General features: G+C 50.4%; 16 protein-coding genes and 1 riboswitch. Of the genes, 8 read left to right on the top strand and 8 right to left on the bottom strand.

Annotation, left to right across the window (positions count from 1 at the left end):
• Positions 1 to 166: 166 nt before the first annotated feature.
• Positions 167 to 1,219, bottom strand: a complete 1,053-nt coding sequence (fbaB, locus tag AAIG39_RS06030; protein WP_343193409.1) for a class I fructose-bisphosphate aldolase — start codon at positions 1,217 to 1,219, stop codon at positions 167 to 169.
• Between the two features lie 57 nt (positions 1,220 to 1,276).
• On the opposite strand from fbaB, the gene AAIG39_RS06035 reads away from it, so the two are divergent.
• From AAIG39_RS06035 to AAIG39_RS06045, 3 genes are all read left to right on the top strand, one after another.
• Entirely contained in the window at positions 1,277 to 1,606 is a 330-nt protein-coding gene (locus tag AAIG39_RS06035; RefSeq protein ID WP_343193410.1) for a hypothetical protein, read from the top strand.
• A 439-nt stretch (positions 1,607 to 2,045) separates the two neighbouring features.
• Positions 2,046 to 2,780, top strand: coding sequence for a fimbrial biogenesis chaperone (locus AAIG39_RS06040; RefSeq protein ID WP_343193411.1), 735 nt, complete (start codon positions 2,046 to 2,048; stop codon positions 2,778 to 2,780).
• Between the two features lie 24 nt (positions 2,781 to 2,804).
• Positions 2,805 to 3,815: a fimbrial protein gene (locus tag AAIG39_RS06045; RefSeq protein WP_343193412.1), complete on the top strand. Its 1,011-nt coding sequence runs from the start codon at positions 2,805 to 2,807 to the stop codon at positions 3,813 to 3,815.
• 124 nt (positions 3,816 to 3,939) lie between these two features.
• Here AAIG39_RS06045 and thiD read toward each other — a convergent pair whose 3' ends face one another.
• Both thiD and thiM read right to left on the bottom strand, forming a co-directional pair.
• Positions 3,940 to 4,740: a bifunctional hydroxymethylpyrimidine kinase/phosphomethylpyrimidine kinase gene (thiD, locus tag AAIG39_RS06050; RefSeq protein ID WP_249569459.1), complete on the bottom strand. Its 801-nt coding sequence runs from the start codon at positions 4,738 to 4,740 to the stop codon at positions 3,940 to 3,942.
• The gene (gene thiM / locus AAIG39_RS06055; protein ID WP_249569460.1) at positions 4,737 to 5,525 is read right to left on the bottom strand and encodes a hydroxyethylthiazole kinase; all 789 of its coding nucleotides are present in this window, start codon (positions 5,523 to 5,525) and stop codon (positions 4,737 to 4,739) included. The genes thiD and thiM overlap by 4 nt, the downstream gene beginning before the upstream one ends.
• A 34-nt stretch (positions 5,526 to 5,559) precedes the next feature.
• A riboswitch (TPP riboswitch) is annotated at positions 5,560 to 5,656 on the bottom strand.
• Positions 5,657 to 5,827: 171 nt separating this feature from the next.
• Here thiM and AAIG39_RS06060 point away from each other — a divergent pair.
• Positions 5,828 to 6,448: a hypothetical protein gene (locus tag AAIG39_RS06060; RefSeq protein ID WP_343193413.1), complete on the top strand. Its 621-nt coding sequence runs from the start codon at positions 5,828 to 5,830 to the stop codon at positions 6,446 to 6,448.
• 23 nt (positions 6,449 to 6,471) lie between these two features.
• Here the strand turns inward: AAIG39_RS06060 and AAIG39_RS06065 are convergent, their stop codons facing one another.
• The 4 genes from AAIG39_RS06065 to AAIG39_RS06080 all read right to left on the bottom strand — a co-directional run bounded on the left by AAIG39_RS06065 (position 6,472) and on the right by AAIG39_RS06080 (position 8,420).
• A complete protein-coding gene (locus AAIG39_RS06065; RefSeq protein ID WP_343193414.1) occupies positions 6,472 to 6,678 on the bottom strand; it encodes a hypothetical protein in 207 nt (68 codons plus the stop codon).
• A 324-nt stretch (positions 6,679 to 7,002) separates the two neighbouring features.
• Positions 7,003 to 7,344, bottom strand: coding sequence for a putative T6SS immunity periplasmic lipoprotein (locus tag AAIG39_RS06070; RefSeq protein WP_343193415.1), 342 nt, complete (start codon positions 7,342 to 7,344; stop codon positions 7,003 to 7,005).
• Positions 7,341 to 7,901: a type IV secretion protein Rhs gene (locus tag AAIG39_RS06075; RefSeq protein WP_343193416.1), complete on the bottom strand. Its 561-nt coding sequence runs from the start codon at positions 7,899 to 7,901 to the stop codon at positions 7,341 to 7,343. The genes AAIG39_RS06070 and AAIG39_RS06075 overlap by 4 nt, the downstream gene beginning before the upstream one ends.
• A 273-nt stretch (positions 7,902 to 8,174) precedes the next feature.
• Entirely contained in the window at positions 8,175 to 8,420 is a 246-nt protein-coding gene (locus tag AAIG39_RS06080) for a hypothetical protein (RefSeq protein WP_249569166.1), read from the bottom strand.
• 379 nt (positions 8,421 to 8,799) lie between these two features.
• Here AAIG39_RS06080 and AAIG39_RS06085 point away from each other — a divergent pair, with 379 nt between their 5' ends.
• The 3 genes from AAIG39_RS06085 (at position 8,800) to AAIG39_RS06095 (ending at position 10,802) form a co-directional block, all read left to right on the top strand.
• The gene (locus AAIG39_RS06085; protein WP_343193417.1) at positions 8,800 to 9,816 is read left to right on the top strand and encodes a zinc-binding alcohol dehydrogenase family protein; all 1,017 of its coding nucleotides are present in this window, start codon (positions 8,800 to 8,802) and stop codon (positions 9,814 to 9,816) included.
• A 212-nt stretch (positions 9,817 to 10,028) separates the two neighbouring features.
• Positions 10,029 to 10,361, top strand: a complete 333-nt coding sequence (locus AAIG39_RS06090) for an RcnB family protein (protein ID WP_090085465.1) — start codon at positions 10,029 to 10,031, stop codon at positions 10,359 to 10,361.
• A gap of 15 nt (positions 10,362 to 10,376) precedes the next feature.
• Entirely contained in the window at positions 10,377 to 10,802 is a 426-nt protein-coding gene (locus AAIG39_RS06095) for a GNAT family N-acetyltransferase (RefSeq protein ID WP_090085464.1), read from the top strand.
• Positions 10,803 to 10,819: 17 nt separating this feature from the next.
• Here the strand turns inward: AAIG39_RS06095 and apbC are convergent, their stop codons facing one another.
• A complete protein-coding gene (gene apbC, locus AAIG39_RS06100; RefSeq protein WP_085005301.1) occupies positions 10,820 to 11,929 on the bottom strand; it encodes an iron-sulfur cluster carrier protein ApbC in 1,110 nt (369 codons plus the stop codon).
• A 177-nt stretch (positions 11,930 to 12,106) separates the two neighbouring features.
• Here apbC and metG point away from each other — a divergent pair, with 177 nt between their 5' ends.
• The gene (gene metG, locus AAIG39_RS06105; RefSeq protein ID WP_090085461.1) at positions 12,107 to 14,137 is read left to right on the top strand and encodes a methionine--tRNA ligase; all 2,031 of its coding nucleotides are present in this window, start codon (positions 12,107 to 12,109) and stop codon (positions 14,135 to 14,137) included.
• Positions 14,138 to 14,217: the final 80 nt, after the last annotated feature.

Here is a 14,217-nt window from a genome sequence, read left to right on the forward strand (position 1 = left end):
GACTGCGTTCGACCGGTGAAAAAGAGCCAGCGGTTGCCGACGGTGCGAGTGACCGGCAGATAAAACGGTATCTGTGCTGCAAAAAGGATGAATGAAGAGAACCACAAGCCAGCGAAAACGCATCCCTCCCCGTCTGCGCGGAGGAATGCGTTATTTATGCGGAGGTTTAGGCGATAGTAACTTTCTTATCGAGATACACATCCTGAACGGCATTTATTAATTTCACACCGTCAGCCATGGATTTTTTAAACGCCTTACGGCCAAGAATCAGGCCCATACCACCTGCACGCTTATTAATAACCGCTGTGCGCACCGCATCGCTTAAATCAGTTTCGCCGCCCGCTGCGCCGCCAGAATTAATTAACCCGGCACGTCCCATATAGCAGTTCGCCAGCTGGTAGCGCACCAGATCAATCGGGTTATCACTGGTCAATTTGCTATAGACACGTTCATCGGTATAGCCAAAGTTTACCGCTTTGTAACCGCCGTTGTTTTCCGCCATCTTCTGTTTGACGATGTCCGCACCGATGGTTGCCGCTATATGGTTTGCCTGACCGGTCAGGTCAGCGGAAACATGATAATCCACACCGTCTTTTTTGAATGCCGGATTACGCAGGTAAGCCCACAACACCGTCACCATCCCCAGCTCATGGGCACGCTCAAAGGCGGCGGAAATTTCCTCAATCTGCCGACGTGACTCCTCAGAACCAAAATAGATGGTCGCGCCAACGGCAACGGCCCCCATGTTGAACGCCTGCTCTACACTGGCATAAAGCGTCTGATCATATTCTGTGGGGTAGCTCAGGGTTTCGTTGTGGTTGAGTTTGACCAGGAACGGAATACGGTGCGCGTAACGGCGTGACACAGAGGCCAGCACGCCATAGGTGGAAGCCACACAGTTACAACCGGCTTCAATCGCCAGTTCCACAATGTTTTTGGGATCGAAATAGAGCGGGTTGGCAGCAAACGATGCCCCGGCTGAGTGTTCGATACCCTGGTCAACCGGCAAAATCGACAGATAACCCGTTTTGGCGAGTCGCCCGGTGTTATACAACGTCTGCATGTTACGCAACACCGCTGGCGAACGATTGTTATCCATCATCACACGGGTGACGTAATCCTCTCCAGGCAGGTAGAGTTGGTCGGCCGCAATGGTCGTGCAACGGTGTTGTAAGAGGGTGTCGGCATCGTTGCCGAGTAACTGCACAATATCAGTCATCGCTATACTCCCGAAAGCTCCGCACAAAGGCGGATGTTGTTTGTCCTGACCCGATGAATGGGCAAAGTAAGCCTGGTACTGATTGTCGAGGCTTGCCACCGCATCGCATTTTTTCAGCATTTTCTGGTGGCACGTTTCGGCTGGTGGTTTACCACCGTGATTACGTGTCTCTCTTGCCAGCGCTGTGCGATTAGCGGCACTGGCGCGGTTTACGATAATTTTAGGGTCCGGGTTCCGGACTCTATTTCCGCCTTCGCCTCATCTTTTCGTCCGGAGAGGGGAAATCAGCTATTCATGGAAGCGCGCAATCCCAGCGCCAGACAGAATAAGGTCATTCTGAATGATAAATATCTCACGCTGACGAATCTCATTTTTATGATCCCCTGACTGGCAGTAAGCTACATACTCCATTAATTTCGTACTTTCCCCACTCACCAGGCATTTGCATGATAAACATTCCAGAAATTCAGAATACCTGCAAAGTTTAATTTAACAAGAACAAAAAACCACATAAATTATTTCGAAGCACTTTCTTAAAATATATCAATTCACCTTCGCTATGCTTCCAATTCATTAATGGCGAGCCCCCCATGAAACAGAATTATTTACAACCACCACAAAATAGCTAAATGTGAATCAAACCCGCAACTGGAAGCCTGAGGCGACAATCCTGTACATTTCGCAAAAAACGATACTATACTACGCCGCAAAGCAACCCCGACCTGCCAATAACACAAACCATACACATCATGAATTAAAAAATAATTATTATAGTCTCTACAAATATATCTAAAACAAAATATTCCACATGGAGGTGGGAATAAAAATGAAAATGCTTTGTTCACTACTTTTCCTGAGTACGCTTCTTCTTTTATTTGCCGCGCCCTCCCGGGCAGGCATTCAGCTCGACAGCACCCGTGTTATCTATCCTGCCGATAAACGCGAAGTCACGCTCGCGATAACCAATCACGCCGATACGCCACGTCTGATTCATGCATGGGTTGATAATGGCGACTCTGATAGCAGTGCGCAAAGCAACGCCACACCGTTTATTGTTATGCCGCACATTTTTCGCCTTGACCCGGATAAAGACCAGACGCTGCGTATCATATTTACAGACGGCAATGTTCCGCAGGATCGTGAGTCTGTCTTCTGGCTCAATGTGCTGGAGATTCAGCCCAAACATACGGAGAAACAGGCTGACCGCAATACGATGAAAGTCACCATTCGCACCCGTCTGAAGCTGTTTTATCGCCCGCAGGGTTTAGCCGGTTCGCCAAAAGATGCGCTAACACAACTTCGCTGGCGGCGCGTCCCGCAGAAAAAAGGCTATGCCGTCGAATGTGAGAACCCGACGCCGTGGAATATCTCGTTTAACCATGTCGGGCTGAAAGGTGAGTCATTGGGCGATGAAGCGAGACAGAGTGGCATGTGCCCGGCAAAAGGGAAAAGAACCTTTTCGCTAAGGTGGATGCCGGAAAATGCCGGGGGAGAACTGACACTGATTACAATTGACGATTTTGGTGGCTATCACACAGAGGAAGTGAATTACAGCCGTTAAATATTTTGCTATAAGGTTTGAAAAATGAAAAAATTACAGATAGCCATAAACTTATCTCTGCTTCTCGGTTTGTATATTGTTGCTCCATACAGTCAGGCCGGATGCTCAACAACACAACTGATGCAATTTACCTCTAATATCCCCGCGGGCACAACCCTTGCCATTCCGCGAGATATGACAACCGGGCCTGTAGGGAATGTCATATCAATACCAGATAGCCCCTCAGGAGCATTTAACTGCTGGGGTGGAACTTCATTTGCCATGCTTCGCTTTGCATCTGCAATGGAACAGTCAAGTATTGCTGGGGTTTATAAAACGAATATTGCGGGGATTGGCGTAAAAATATCAGACACAGGTTTTCCAAAGGGGAGTGTTGCCGCGTTAAGTAATGACGTACAAAAATGGTATACCTATGGCACAGGTCCCTATACTGGAGCGGGCTGGCTAACAGGAATTAAATTACAGTTTTATATTACTGGGCCTGTGTCGACCGGAATAATTACACTACCAACCCCAACTGTCGAACTCTGGGCAAATGATAGCCTTACTACTGCTAACGGCGCGCGCTATGTCATATTAAGCGTTGGTGGTTCAGTAACAGTAAAAACTCAGTCCTGCGAAACGCCCAATATCTCGGTCGATCTGGATAAGCACGAGAACGCAGAATTCTCCGGTATTAATTCTAAAAGCTCAGCAAAAGCTTTTGACTTCCAAATCAAAAATTGCAGTGCTGGTATGAATTCCGTGAATTACACCTTCTCGCCGGCGGCGGGTGTTACCTTAAAAGAGAGCGGCACGGCAAATCAATACATCACCCTTGATGCCAGCTCCACCGCCAGTGGTGTCGGCATTCAGATGTTATACAACGATGGTTCCATCGTGCCGTTTAACAGTAAAATCAACTATGCCGGTTACAATAAAACAATCGGCGGCAGTTACATCATCCCGATGAAAGCGCGTTATATCCAGACCGCCAGTAATATCAGAGGCGGTACCGCCAATTCTGCCGTCGAATTTACGATGTCATACGAATAGGGTTCAGCACTGCATTTTCCCTCTCACCCCGACCCTCTCCCTCAGGGTGAGGGCGAATTTCAGTGCGTGGCCTGGCCCGGATAACGTATTTACGCCGCCATCCGGGAATCGCGCACGTCTCCTCTCACCACCATTGATGAAAATGGTGCACCGGGCCAATGCCCTGCCCCACTTCCAGCGTGTCCGCCTGCGCCAGTGCCGCCGACAGCCAGCGCTTGGCCTCGCTGATCGTTGCGGCCCAGTCCGCATGGCGTGGACGCAATGCCGCCAGCGCAGCCGACAACGTACAGCCCGTGCCGTGGGTGTTTTTGGTTTTTATCCTTGGGGCGGTAAAACGTTCGGCGCCATTACGGGTGAACAACCAGTCCGGGCTTTCATCATTATCCAGATGTCCTCCTTTCATTAGCACCGCCTCACACCCCAGCGCCAGCAACGCCCGGCCCTGTTCATGCATCTCGCGTTCATTGCACGCATGAGAGGCATCCAGCAGCGCAGCGGCCTCGGGCAGATTGGGAGTGATCAGCGACACCTGTGGCAACAGATGTTCCCGCAGCGCCTTCACCGCCGTGGGGGAAAGCAACGGGTCGCCGCTTTTTGCCAGCATGACGGTATCAAGCACCACATTTTGCACCTTATAACGACGCAAGCGCTCCGCCACCGCTTCTACAATATCGGTTTCTGCCAGCATACCAATTTTAGTGGTGTCAATTCGCACATCGCTGAATACCGAATCCAGTTGCGCGGCGACAAAATCGGGCGCAATGCGATAAACCGACTGCACGCCACGGGTATTTTGCGCCACCAGTGCGGTAATGACCGAGCACCCATAGGCGCCCAGCGCCGAAAAGGTTTTCAGATCGGCCTGAATCCCCGCCCCGCCGCTCGGATCTGTTCCGGCAATGGTCAGTGCATTGATCCGTTTCATGCCAGCCCCTCCCCGTGAAGCGCATAGAGCGCATCAAGAAACGCAGGAATAAAGCTGCCAGGCCCACGCGTTGTTGCCACCGCCAGGCTGCCCGCCTGCGCCATAAAGGCACAGCCCGCCGCCACGTTATACAGGCGGTCGCCCGGCAATGCGCAGCAGGCAGCAACCACTGCCGACAGTGCGCAGCCCGTTCCCACCACCCGGGTCATCAGCACATCGCCGCCCGTAACACGTAGGGTACGAAAACCATCAGTGATGTAATCCACCTCACCGGTCACCGCAACGATAGCCCCGGTCTGGCGGGCCAGCGCCTGGGCTGCAGGCAGCGCGGCAATAGCCGTGTCCGTAGTATCAACGCCACGCCCACCACTGCTCATACCACCGAGCGCCATAACTTCCGAAGCATTGCCGCGTATGGCGGCAGGTTGCAAAGCCAGAAGCTCACGACAAAAATCACTGCGAAAAGCTAACGCCCCGACGGCAACCGGATCCAGCGTCCAGGGTTTACGAGCGGCGTTGGCGCTCAAAATAGCCGTATGCATCGCATCGGCGCGGTCCCGGGTCAGCGTGCCGACATTAATCAGCAACGCGTCCGCAATGGCGGCAAATTGCTGCGCTTCGTCGCGCTCAATCACCATCGCCGGGGACGCACCTAACGCCAGCAGGACATTAGCCGTGAAGGTCTGCACCACATCGTTAGTCATGCAGTGGACAAGCGGCGTACATTTACGAAACTGCTGAAGAATTTGCGCGATTTGCGCGCGGTGAAGCAGGTCAGGTTGCATCGATTCGCTCCTGCCTGGCGTGAAGAAGGGATGCCGGGCAGGCATCTGACTTCCCTACGCTGGCATTATCCAGATCAGGTAATACGGGTATTTCTCAGCCTTCACGAAGAAGGGCACCCCGAGTCAAATAAAATCAATGAGTTGTGATTAACGTCTGTTAATCCCGGATCAGGATAAAGCGACGAAGAAGTCTTGTAAACGGCAAAAGCGGTCCTTATGGGCAATGTGTGACAGGTTGAGTGACACAATGTGTGCCATGTAGAATGCTCTTAAGTCGTCAACTACCGCATAAAAAAGAGGTCATGATGGATTTACAAGCATGGGATAACGTTATCTCTATCGCTTCGAATGCTGTAACAGCGTTTAGTGTGGTTGGCGGCGTCGTCTTCGGAGGGGCTAAACTTCAGGAGATGGTGAAGACCAGAAAAATGGAGCGGGCACTTGATTCGGCAATCGCTCTCAAAGAAGAAATTGATGGCACCAGAAGCCGTTACAATCGTATGCGCTTTGACTTAAACCGCATCATGACTTTTCTCGACACACTGGCGAAATCAGGACAAAGAGCAGACGAAGAACGCTATTATCATATTCAAGACTCCTTGAAAGATATGACGGAAAATACCTTTCGCATTGGTAGCTCTTTTATCAAATTACGTCACTATAATGTTCTGATTAAAGAGGTTTCCTGGGAGCCATTCAACGCCCTTCTTCGTTCTGCTGGTAATACGCAAATTGCCATCTCAAAACTGATGACTCTCATCATGCAGGCTTTGCTTAAAGAACAGATAACACCAGAAGAATTCATGACAATACGCGACGCTTATGATGAACATGGCGCAAAGATGAAAGATGTTAATCACGCCATCTCTGAATTAGATATTATTAATTTTGATAACCTTTTTGATTTCAGAAAAGTACATTAAAAAATCCGGAATTAACCCGGCTCTCATGTTTTCAGTTTTTTCTTTCGCTGCTGCTCATAGTGAGCTAATGCTGACTCCCAACCGTAATCATTCACCCGCTGCAAAAAAGTGCTGCGTGGAAAGTCGAAATATCTCGCAAGGGCTGACAGATTCAGCCAGCTATTGGATCGGTTATCAAGACTCATAGCCAGAAACGGTAGCCCCTTCGAATTGAACAGTTTCATGTGCATGTGAAAATTTCCTTTCCTTTGCTTCGCCTGGCAGCGGGGGCAATGCGTTACCACATCACCGCTGTGTGTTTATTTGACCTGAACCAGCGTCATTTTGAATCGTCACAGGAATGTACTTCATACTTTACTCCCTACGGGGATGAAATCACGGTACAACAAACCAGTATTAACGAGAGTCAGGCCGTTCCTGGGTTTATGGTGCCAGCACCAGTCCGGTGAATAAAGTACGGGCAAGACAGGCGTTTTTTGCTGCAAGGACGTTCGGTTATATCTGTCGCAGGGATGTAGTTGTTGACTTTAAAGCCAGAGATTAATCTGCTCTCCTTATTTTTCCACATTTCCATCGCCATCAATAAAAAACTCGTGAACGTATCTTTTATCATTTAAACCATAGTTAATCACATAGTAATGATTGCTCTGCCATTTAACATTGATGCAATTGACAGGATAAGAAGAATTTAACTTTTCATAACCAGAGCTAACCACTGTTTGTATTTTACCGTTTTCACTTGTATCAACAGTGTAATAATTCAATACATCTTTCTCGTCCGTACTGAAACAAAGATGATTGCCTTTAATAAACGTAGCTCTTGAGTGTGGTGCTGGATTACCGCCAGGGCAACCGGAAAGAAGGAAAAGCAAAGGCAGAATAATTAATTGTTTCATACGGGGAATCCTTTCATCACACTTCTGTATCGTTGAAGCAATGAGTCATCAGAGTTTTTAGGTGAGTAATCTCGTAGTGTAGGGAGAAACATATAATTTCTAAAGCCATAAGTTTGCAATAACCAGTAATCGCTAACTAAAGAAGCTTGTTGCTCTAAGCTATAATGCCAAATATCAGTTTTATCTAAACTATAGCTGTAATCAGCGAAACGAGAGAATAGCCCTCTTGTTCTAACAAACATTCCGTGTTGTGCTTGCCATACATGCATCATCTCATGCATGAATCTGTGTTTTTTCTGTACGTCCACTTCCATTGAGAAATCGTGAGAATAGGTATCTTCCCTAAACCACATTTCACCGTTTGGACTCATAGCGACATCAACAGGCTGTAGGTTAAACGGTAAGTAGCTTTCCCGATGTACCCATATTTGGTTGTACCTGAGTCCTTCCCCGTAAAGCGAACTTGCTAACGCTATCTCACCCATTGTTATAAGTCTCACACCACCGGGTTTAATGCGTGTGCCCGATGTTGCGTTAATCCTCTCATTTACAGGCATTCAAAATCCCTCTGGTCTGTAACGGCGTTAAACCTTTATCGTAATGCTACGCACTCAGGCACAGGTAGGTTTTCTTCCAGGAAAGGTCTGATTTACGTGATAAGATGTAAGACTGGAGCCATGCCTGGTCCCTTGGGTGATTATTTGCAGCCGTAAGTCGGTGCAGAAAACGGCGTGAGGAATACTGGTATGTCTGCTTATCCTGCAAGCAGGATAAGCATTATCTTTGAGAATACCTACGCAACATATTCCCGTCTGCTATGCCCGGATATCTTACTCTGCAACGCCAACAACATAGTGACCATCCTTACTCTTGATCGTGTACCTGTGCGTATCATCGCAAATCACAATCAGAGAACCACCGAATGCGGAAGGATAGACACCCTCAACCTTGTTGCATTCATGTCCAGACTCGCGAATCAGCCTCTGGCTTTCCAGTTTCAGTTGCGGTGATCCAGAATCAGCAAGAGCGCCAGCGCAAATGCCCACGCCCAACATCACAGTAAGAATCCGTTTCAAAGCAACCTCCTTCGCCGGGTAAGTACCGGTATCATCGGCAAAAAGTTAAAAGAAATTAATTAATTCAGTCGATAGAAATTGCAGTTTTTGAGTTTAAAAACGAATAGTAACCAGGCGCACAGGTTGCTACGTAAGGTGCCCGGATAAAACCGCTACCCCGTTGTGCTCTGGCTAACAGCAAAATCCGTGTACAGCACTCTGCCATACGGGATGGCGCTCTGTCACTGCAAACCGCAAGATACATTCAGCGCCAACAAATCCCCGCGCTATTTTCACTCCTGAAGGATAAGTGCTCACCTCCCGCCCGGGTTTTTCACCCGCCGCCTGACGAACTAGCATAAAAACATTCCCTGACGAATAACGACATTACGGAGTGTTTATGAAAGCAATCGCCATTACCCAGGCCGCACAGAACGGCAGCAACATTGATTTTTTAACTGACATTGAATTACCGACGCCAAAAGCCGAAGGACATGATGTGCTGGTCGAGGTGAAAGCCATCTCCGTTAACCCGGTGGATACCAAAGTGCGCGCCGGGTTTAACGCCGATAAACCTCGTGTGCTGGGCTGGGACGCGACCGGTGTGGTTACCGCCGTTGGCGACAAGGTCACATTATTTAAGCCCGGTGATGAAGTCTGGTATGCCGGGGCACTGACCCATCCTGGCAGTAATAGCGAATATCAACTGGTGGATGAGCGCATTGCTTCCCACAAGCCTGCCTCGCTGGATTTCGCCTCTGCTGCGGCCCTACCGCTGACGGCCATTACCGCCTGGGAAATGTTGTTTGATCGTTTAGGCGTGCGCGAAAATGGCAATGAAGGCGACGTGCTGCTGATCGTCGGGGCCGCTGGCGGCGTAGGCTCTATTCTGACGCAACTGGCGCGTAAGCTGACCCGTCTGACTGTGATTGGCACAGCATCCCGCCCGCAAAGCCAGCAGTGGGTCAGAGAACTGGGCGCGCATCACGTTATCGATCACAGCAAACCGTTAACTGAGGAGCTGGCGCGTATTGGCATTAAGCAGGTCAGCCATGTTGCCAGCCTGAACAACACGGAACAACACTATCAACAGTTGATCAACGCCCTGCAACCGCAAGGCAAACTGGCACTCATTGACGATCCGCAATCTCTGGACGTTGTCCCCTTAAAAGTGAAAAGTATCTCTCTGCACTGGGAATTCATGTTTACCCGCTCCATGTTCGAAACGGCCGATATCGCAGAGCAACACCGTTTGCTGGCGCGTGTTGCCGCGCTTATTGACGATGGGGTTATCAAAACCACGCTGGGAGAACACTTCGGCGCCATCAACGCGCAAAACCTGCGCAAAGCACATCAGTTAATTGAGACGCAACGCGCGGTAGGTAAAATCGTGCTGGAAGGATTTTCTGCACACTAACGTGTTGAAACATAGCCAGGATTTCTCTTAAAAACACTTTTATACTCAGGCGGATAGCGAAAAAAGCGTTCCGCCTCTCCTGCTGTTCTCTTCTTTTGCTTACACTTTTTACCAAAGCATTATTTTCATAACATTTTCGCGGTTGCGGCGTCGCCAGACGGTAGTCGATGATAAGTCCCGCGAAATGAGAACCCACGACACCTGGAGAGATTATGGGTAAAACAAAAATGTTGCTTCTGGGAACATTATTGGCAACGGCCAGTACAACTTTTGCTGCACCGCAAACCCCTGCCGCGACAGGCGGAACACAGTCTTATGAAGTGAAGGATTTTGTTGCCGATTTCACGAAATTCACCATCGGCGATACGGTACCCGAAATGTACCGTAGCGAAGAGTACAATATTAAGCAGTGGAACCTGCGCAATTTGCCCGCGCCGGATCCGGGCAGTCACTGGACCTACATGGGTGGAAACTACGTGCTTATTACTGACGCCGACGGTAAAATCTTGAAAGCCTACAACGGCGATATCTTTTACCACCGCTAATTTCAGGAAATCCTATTGATTATTCGTCCCTGGCAAGAGAGCGACCGCCCTTTTCTGCGTACACTGTTTCTGCATTCCCGCAGAGCGAACTGGACATGGCTGGATGGCCGCGACTGGCAACTGGAAGACTTTGATGCCGTTACCCTTGATGAAACCATCTGGGTGGCGGAAGAAGATGGGCACCGGCTGGGCTTTGCCGCCGTTTATGTGAACGACAATTTTCTCCATAGCCTGTTTGTTGACCCGGATGCGCAAGGCAAAGGAGTCGGTAGCGCACTGCTGAAAAAAGTGCAGTCTGAATTTACCAGTACAGGCTCACTGAAATGTCTGACACAAAACCAGCGTGCGCTGGCGTTTTATCAGCACCATGGCTGGCATGTTGAAGCGGAAGGCAAATCGCCTGACGGGGACTATCTGCTCATGCATTATCGGCTGCCCTGACGGGCAGCCTTATCCACTTATACCGCGCGAAACGCAATATCACCGGGAATGACTTCACCCTGCCAGTAGAGTTGCGCCGCAACGCGCCCCGCAAGCTTGCGATACAAACCGGTAAACTCGCTGTCCGGACGGCTTACAACCGTCGGTTGCCCCCGGTCGAGATCTTCACGCAGGCTAATATGCAGCGGCAGTTGTCCCAGCAGTTGCGTGTGGTACTGTTCGGCCAGCTTCTCTGCCCCGCCGGTACCGAAAATCGGCTCGTGATGACCACAATTGCTGCAAATGTGCATACTCATGTTTTCCACGATACCAAGCACCGGCACTTCCACTTTCTCGAACATCACGATGCCTTTTTTGGCATCAATAAGCGCGATATCCTGCGGCGTGGTTACCACCACCGCCCCGGTAACGGGAATATTCTGTGCCAGCGTAAGCTGAATGTCGCCCGTACCCGGTGGCATGTCGAGAACCAGATAGTCGAGATCCGGCCACAGGGACTCTTGCAGCAGTTGCAACAGCGCCTTGCTGGCCATCGGGCCGCGCCACACCATGGCATTATCGTCAGTTACCAGATAGCCAATTGAGTTCGTCGCCAGACCGTGCGCCATAATTGGCGCCATATGAGTGCCATCCGGTGAGGTCGGACGTTCGCCTTCCGCACCCAGCATCATCGGAATGGACGGGCCGTAGATATCCGCATCCAGAATACCGACCTTCGCCCCTTCCGCCGCCAGCGCCAACGCCAGATTGACCGCCGTGGAGGATTTCCCTACCCCGCCTTTACCCGAGCTGACGGCAATAATGTTTTTTACGCCATTAACGCCAGGCTGATTTTTCACCCGTTTTAAGGTGGCAACATTATGGGAGAGCTTCCAGTCAATCGCCCGGGCGCCCGTAAGTCGCAGTAACTCGGCACTGCATTGCTCTTTCAACTCTTCAAACGCGCTGCGCCAGACAAAAGGCATCACCAGTTCGATATGCACAGTGTCATCCAGCCAGGCAACATGATGAACCGCCTTAAGCGCGGTAAGATTATGCTTGAGGGTTGGGTGCTGAAAATTGGCCAGCGTTCCGGCGACGAGCGCACGCAAGGCTTCCGGGGATTTGGCCTGGGATTGAGAGTTCATCCCGACTCCTTGTTATGTTGTTCTAAAAAGACATTGTTAAGGTTCAAGTTTACTCCACTGTCACCCATTTTTCATTTCTCAATAGTGCCCAATCCAGGACGGGCTTTTATGGCACAACTTTTCCCTTTCAGGTAACATCAAGACCCCCTTTTTACTAAAGAAGAAGTAATACCCACTATGACTCAAGTCGCGAAGAAAATTCTGGTAACGTGCGCATTGCCGTACGCCAACGGCTCAATCCACCTCGGCCATATGCTGGAGCACATCCAGGCTGATGTCTGGGTCCGTTACCAGCGAATGCGCGGCCACAATGTCAACTTCATCTGCGCGGACGATGCGCACGGCACGCCGATTATGCTCAAAGCGCAACAACTGGGCATCACCCCGGAGCAGATGATTGGTGACATGAGTCAGGAACACCAGACGGATTTCGCTGGCTTTAACATTAGCTATGACAACTATCACTCTACGCACAGCGAAGAGAACCGCGAGCTGTCGGAGCTTATCTACACGCGCCTGAAAGAGAATGGTTTTATTAAAAACCGCACTATCTCTCAGCTTTACGACCCGGAAAAAGGGATGTTCCTGCCGGACCGTTTTGTCAAAGGCACCTGCCCGAAATGTAAGTCTCCGGATCAGTATGGCGATAACTGCGAAGTGTGCGGCGCGACCTACAGCCCGACCGAACTTATCGACCCGAAATCCGTGGTGTCCGGTGCGACGCCAGAAATGCGTGATTCCGAACACTTCTTCTTCGACCTGCCCTCTTTCAGCGAGATGTTGCAGGCATGGACCCGCAGCGGCGCGTTGCAGGAGCAGGTGGCCAACAAAATGCAGGAGTGGTTCGATGCCGGCCTGCAACAGTGGGATATTTCCCGCGATGCGCCCTATTTCGGTTTCGAAATTCCGAACGCGCCGGGGAAATATTTCTACGTCTGGCTGGATGCGCCTATCGGCTACATGGGCTCCTTCAAAAATCTGTGCGACAAACGCAGTGACCTGAACTTTGACGACTGGTGGAAAAAAGAGTCTGATGCCGAGCTTTATCACTTTATCGGTAAAGATATTGTCTATTTCCACAGCCTGTTCTGGCCCGCCATGCTCGAAGGCAGCAATTTCCGCAAGCCGACCAATCTGTTTGTGCACGGCTATGTGACGGTGAACGGTGCGAAGATGTCCAAATCTCGCGGTACCTTCATCAAGGCCAGCACCTGGTTGAATCACTTTGATGCAGACAGCCTGCGTTACTACTACGCGGCGAAACTGTCTTCCCGTATCGACGACATCGATCTGAATCTGGAAGATTTCGTTCAGCGCGTTAACGCCGATATCGTTAACAAAGTGGTGAATCTGGCGTCCCGTTGCGCAGGTTTTATCGCTAAGCGTTTCGATGGCGTACTGGCGGCGGAACTGGCGGACCCGGCACTGTACAAAACGTTCACCGATGCGTCGGCCACCATTGCAGACGCATGGGAAAGCCGTGAATTCGGCAAAGCGATTCGTGAAATCATGGCGTTAGCCGACGTAGCGAACCGTTATGTTGATGAACAGGCGCCGTGGGTTGTCGCGAAACAGGAAGGTCGCGATGCCGATCTGCAGGCGATTTGCTCTATGGGTATAAATCTGTTCCGCGTGCTGATGACCTGGCTGAAACCGGTTCTGCCGAACCTGAGCGAACGCGTCGAGTCCTTCCTGAATACCACCCTGGAATGGGATGCTATCGAACAGCCGCTGCTGGGCCATAAAGTAAATACTTTCAAGGCGTTGTACAACCGCATTGATATGAAACAGGTCGAAGCGCTGGTTGAAGCGTCAAAAGAAGAAGTGAAAGCCGCTTCCGCTCCGGTAACCGGCCCGCTGGCAGATGACCCGATTGCCGAAACTATCAGCTTTGACGATTTCGCTAAAGTCGATCTGCGCGTGGCGCTGATAGAGAATGCAGAATTTGTCGATGGCTCTGACAAACTGCTGCGTCTGACGCTGGATCTGGGTGGTCAGAAACGTAATGTCTTCTCCGGCATTCGTTCCGCTTACCCTGATCCGCAGGTATTGATCGGTCGCCTGACCGTGATGGTTGCTAACCTGGCGCCGCGCAAAATGCGCTTCGGTATCTCCGAAGGGATGGTGATGGCAGCAGGCCCTGGCGGGAAAGATATCTTCCTGTTAAGCCCTGATGAGGGTGCGCAACCGGGCCAACAGGTAAAATAAATCTCTTAAAGGCGCTGTGAAAACAGCGCCTTTTTTTTATTGCACTATTCTTCAATGGACAGGATTTTTCTAACAAAAGG

Origin of the sequence: Phytobacter palmae (genome assembly GCF_039409775.1) — a bacterium.
Classification (GTDB): Bacteria; Pseudomonadota; Gammaproteobacteria; order Enterobacterales; family Enterobacteriaceae; genus Phytobacter; species Phytobacter palmae.

Bases quoted from the DNA above. Each gene is read 5' to 3' on its own strand.
- fbaB (WP_343193409.1), bottom strand. From the start codon at position 1,219: ATGACTGATATTGTGCAGTTACTCGGCAACGATGCCGACACCCTCTTA.
- AAIG39_RS06035 (WP_343193410.1), top strand. From the start codon at position 1,277: ATGGGCAAAGTAAGCCTGGTACTGATTGTCGAGGCTTGCCACCGCATC.
- AAIG39_RS06040 (WP_343193411.1), top strand. From the start codon at position 2,046: ATGAAAATGCTTTGTTCACTACTTTTCCTGAGTACGCTTCTTCTTTTA.
- AAIG39_RS06045 (WP_343193412.1), top strand. From the start codon at position 2,805: ATGAAAAAATTACAGATAGCCATAAACTTATCTCTGCTTCTCGGTTTG.
- thiD (WP_249569459.1), bottom strand. From the start codon at position 4,740: ATGAAACGGATCAATGCACTGACCATTGCCGGAACAGATCCGAGCGGC.
- thiM (WP_249569460.1), bottom strand. From the start codon at position 5,525: ATGCAACCTGACCTGCTTCACCGCGCGCAAATCGCGCAAATTCTTCAG.
- AAIG39_RS06060 (WP_343193413.1), top strand. From the start codon at position 5,828: ATGATGGATTTACAAGCATGGGATAACGTTATCTCTATCGCTTCGAAT.
- AAIG39_RS06065 (WP_343193414.1), bottom strand. From the start codon at position 6,678: ATGCACATGAAACTGTTCAATTCGAAGGGGCTACCGTTTCTGGCTATG.
- AAIG39_RS06070 (WP_343193415.1), bottom strand. From the start codon at position 7,344: ATGAAACAATTAATTATTCTGCCTTTGCTTTTCCTTCTTTCCGGTTGC.
- AAIG39_RS06075 (WP_343193416.1), bottom strand. From the start codon at position 7,901: ATGCCTGTAAATGAGAGGATTAACGCAACATCGGGCACACGCATTAAA.
- AAIG39_RS06085 (WP_343193417.1), top strand. From the start codon at position 8,800: ATGAAAGCAATCGCCATTACCCAGGCCGCACAGAACGGCAGCAACATT.
- AAIG39_RS06090 (WP_090085465.1), top strand. From the start codon at position 10,029: ATGGGTAAAACAAAAATGTTGCTTCTGGGAACATTATTGGCAACGGCC.
- apbC (WP_085005301.1), bottom strand. From the start codon at position 11,929: ATGAACTCTCAATCCCAGGCCAAATCCCCGGAAGCCTTGCGTGCGCTC.
- metG (WP_090085461.1), top strand. From the start codon at position 12,107: ATGACTCAAGTCGCGAAGAAAATTCTGGTAACGTGCGCATTGCCGTAC.